Annotated in this window: 2 protein-coding genes and 1 pseudogene; 2 read left to right on the top strand and 1 reads right to left on the bottom strand. The window is 68.6% G+C overall.

The features are described from left to right. Positions 1 to 317: 317 nt before the first annotated feature. Positions 318 to 545 (bottom strand): double zinc ribbon domain-containing protein, encoded by a 228-nt coding sequence (locus ABZ948_RS40850; protein ID WP_359768193.1) that lies wholly within the window; start codon positions 543 to 545, stop codon positions 318 to 320. Between the two features lie 241 nt (positions 546 to 786). On the opposite strand from ABZ948_RS40850, the gene ABZ948_RS40845 reads away from it, so the two are divergent. Beyond that, entirely contained in the window at positions 787 to 3,324 is a 2,538-nt protein-coding gene (locus ABZ948_RS40845) for a DEAD/DEAH box helicase (RefSeq protein ID WP_359768192.1), read from the top strand. 251 nt (positions 3,325 to 3,575) lie between these two features. Beyond that, a pseudogene (locus ABZ948_RS40840) lies at positions 3,576 to 3,736 on the top strand (oxidoreductase); the annotation flags it as partial.

The following is a 3,736-nucleotide window of genomic DNA, read 5'->3' as shown; positions in this document are numbered from 1 at the left end:
CCCCAGATGCCGAAGGTCCTGCTCCCCGTCGCGTTCCTCACGCTCCTCAGCGGCCTGGTGCTGTCGCTCGGCACGGCATGGCATCTGCCTTGCTGCGCAAGGCAGATGACGATCCGTTCGCTGCGCTCCCGGAGTTTGCGGGGCCTCACGGCCCCGCAAAGGTGGCTTGCGCTGCGCTCCAGCCACCCGGTGGCGCTCCGCGCCACACAGGCCGGCCCCGCTGCGCGGGGCGGCCAACGGGCCTGCGGCCCGAGCGGCAAGGAAGGGGGGTGTGCGGGGTGCGTGCGTGACCACTCCGCTCTTACTCCTTGGCGGACTCAGCCTTCTTGATGAAGGGCACGCCCTTCGAAGTCCCGCCGCACTGCAGCGCCCTGATCTTCGATCAGGGCGCTCTCATCGGGGAAGTCCAGAACCGTTCCGCAGTGGCTGCACAGCTTCCCGTCTTCGGCCGGTGTGCCGCACGCTTTACAGAACCGGTTGCCCTTCTCATTTTCAGTTCCCTGCGTCATGACTCTCCGGAAGCGGTTCGAGGTGCTGGGTTTCATGCGGAGTACCCGCGGCACTGAGGTTGATTCCCGAGGGTGTGCTTCGTTTTTTGGGAGGCGATAGACTCTGGACTCAGGTGGTCCCAGTGAATGTGGCATGTGTGTTGAAGCAGATGGGTCATGCGCTTCTCGTTTCCGGTCCGTGCGTCACCGTCCCGGTCATGAAACGCGTGAGCAGGCCAATTGCCGAGGTGGAGCGTGTGGGGACGGTCGTCTGGCTCCGCGGGGGAGGGTCGGTGGAATGACTGCGAGGGAAGTCCGTCCTCATCAGCGAGAGGCCGTGGACGCGGTACGCCGGTCGCTCGAGTTGCCTGCACGCTCCACTGTGCCTGAGCGGGGTCTGCGCACTCAGGTGATCATGGCGACCGGAACCGGCAAGACCCTGGTCGCTGTGCGGAGTGCGGAGGAGCTCCGTGCCGGCCGTGTGCTGGTACTGGTGCCCTCGCTGGACCTGCTCGCCCAAACCGAGATCGCATGGCGCGAGGGCGGCCGGACCGGCATGGTGGTCGGAGTGTCCTCTCTGCGGGGCGAGGAGGCGTGCTTCCCGAACACTACGGATGTGGGCGAGCTGGTCGAATGGGTTCGGCCGTTCGACAGGGTCACTGTCTTCGCCACGTACGCTTCCCTGGGGCTCGGCATCCTGGAGCGTGCCCACGCCGCCGGCCTGCCTGGGTGGGACCTGATCGTGGTCGACGAGGCACACCGGACCTCTGGTCGGATCGGCAAGCCGTGGGCCGTCGTCCATGACAACACCCGCATCCCTGCCCTGCGCCGTCTCTACATGACGGCCACCCCGCGGCTGTGGCAGCTGGACGAAGACCAGGAGCAGCAGGGCGCGCCGGGTGAGCTGGTCGCGTCGATGGAGGACGACCCGGACGGTCCTTTCGGCAGCAGGGCGTACGTGCTGACCTTGTCGGAGGCGATCGATCGGGGGATCTGTGCGCCGTACCAGGTGGTGTGCGTGGATATCACCGATACCCAGTTGCAGGCCGCGCAGCTCTTGGGTGTGGGGGGCAGGTCGGATGAGGTCCGCGGGGCGCGGCTCGCTGCGCTCCGGACTGCCCTGCTCAAGGCGGCGTCGGAGGAAGGGTTTCGGCGGACGCTCGTCTTTCATCATCAGGTCCGTGAGGCTGAGGCTTTCGCGGCTGGTCTTCCCGACGTCGCCGCGCGGCTGCATGCTGCTGCCCCGGGGTTGTACCCGAAGTTGGTCTGGGCCGACTGGCTGTGCGGTGAGCACAAGCCGAACCATCGGCGGCGGGTGCTTGGGGAGTTCGCGGCGGGGGTCGCCATGGACGGGACGGTGGTGGAGAAGGGTTTCCTGGGCTCGGTCAAGGTCCTCGGGGAGGGCGTCGACATCAAGAACTGCGACTCTGTCTACTTCGCCGACGTCCGCGGTTCCATGCCCGACCTCGTCCAGGCCGTCGGCCGCGCGCTGCGCATGCAGCCGGGCGAGGGCAAGGTGGCCAGCCTGGTCGTGCCGGTCCTGCTCGGGCCGGGCGAGACGGTGGACAACATGCTCACCTCGCGGGCGTTCGGCGGGTTGGCGAAGCTGCTGGAGGCGCTCAGGGCGCATGACACCCGCGTGGTGGAACAGTTGGCGCAGCCGCAGGCGCAGAGCCGTGTCAGGGGTGTTCAGAGCCGCAGTGGGGGCCAGGAGAGCCCGGGTGAGGGGGTTGGGTCCGGCGGGCTGTCGGGGCCGGCGCGGTCGCTGCTGAGGTTCTCCACGCCGCGTGACCCGGCGCAGTTGGCGGCGTTCATCAATCTGCGGGTCGTCAATCCTGAGCGCGAGCACTGGCGGCGCGGGGTGGAGGCGGCCGTCGTCTACGCCCGTGAGCACGGTGATTTGAAGGTGCCGTTCACGTTCCGCGTGCCCGGCGGCGGGCCCGAGGGTGGAGTCGAGGGGTGGCCGGTCTCGCTCGCCGGTTTCCCGCTGGGGCAATGGATCGCCGACGCTCGTCGCTTCTACGCCCGGGGTGACATGGATGCCGACCGCATCGGGCAGTTGGAGAAGCTGGGCATGGTGTGGTCGCACTTCGATGTCGCGTGGGAGGAGGGTTTGGCCGCCGCGCGTGGGTGGGCTGAGGAGAATGGGCACCTTCTGGCGCCGTTGACCGCCATGTACCGGGGGTACCGGGTGGGTATCTGGCTGAAGAACGCCAGGGCTGCCGCCCGGAAGGCGGCCGAGATCGAGCAGCGCCGTGCCCTGGGACTGCCGGTTCAGGCGGCGGCGGGAGCGCTGTCGGCCGAGCGGCGGGAGCAGTTGGAGGACCTCGACCCGGCGTGGTGCCCGGTCTGGCCGGTGGAGTGGCAGCGCTGCTTCCACCTTCTTAGGCAGCGTCTGGAGGCCGGCGGGGAGCTGCCGGACGCGCCGGGCGCTGTCGTGTGTCAGGGTGAGGACCTTGGACGGTGGGTGCGCTCGGTCCGGCTCGGCTGGGACAGGCTGACGGCCGTGCAGCAGTGGATGTGCGAGCACGTCCTCGGGATCGAACCCGCCGGCGAGGACGAGAAGCCGAAACCGCGCCGTGCACAGGCCGACAGGTGGGCGATGAACTACGGGGCCGCCAAGCAGTTCTTCGAGCGTGAGGGGCACCTTCGGGTGCCGAGGAAGCACGTCGAGCGGATCGTTGTCGGCGGTGACGGGAGCGGCCACGGCGGCGAGGACCAGGAGGAGCGGGAGGTGAAGCTGGGGGCGTGGATCAGCAATCAGCGCAGCAGGGCGGCGACGCTGTCGGAGGAGCGGGTCGAGCAGCTGTCCGTCATCGGCATGCGCTGGGCGTAGGCGGTGCACGTCATTTGTGACGTTTGGCGCCCCATGACTGCAGAGCATGCGCAGGCCCGGATCGGGTGTCCGGGCCTGTGCCGTGTCACGGAGTCTTTTTTCCGGCCGTCGTTGTCCGGGGGTCGGCTTTCGGTGTCTGGCGTGGCTCGGCCGCTCGTCTCGGTTGAGTGACTGGCGTCACATCTGGCTCCTGTCAGTAATCGGGGCGCTGTCTCGTTCAGGGGGCACGCGAACGAGATGGGAGCAACGCCATGAAGCACCGCATCGTCGTCCTCGGCGCCGGATACGCCGGGGCCTTCGCCGCCGGGAACCTGGCCCGCCGGCTCTCCCCCGCCGACACCGAGATCACCGTCGTCAACGCCGTGCCCGACTTCGTTGAGCGGATGCGGCTCCACCAGGTCGCGAGCGGCCA

This window comes from Streptomyces olindensis, from assembly GCF_040645895.1.
In the GTDB taxonomy this organism is placed as follows: Bacteria; Actinomycetota; Actinomycetes; order Streptomycetales; family Streptomycetaceae; genus Streptomyces; species Streptomyces olindensis.
This window is presented reverse-complemented; position numbering and strand designations above follow the sequence as displayed.

What these genes read in the sequence shown, in the direction of transcription:
- ABZ948_RS40850 (WP_359768193.1), bottom strand. Translation starts at nt 545, where the DNA reads ATGAAACCCAGCACCTCGAACCGCTTCCGGAGAGTCATGACGCAGGGA.
- ABZ948_RS40845 (WP_359768192.1), top strand. Translation starts at nt 787, where the DNA reads ATGACTGCGAGGGAAGTCCGTCCTCATCAGCGAGAGGCCGTGGACGCG.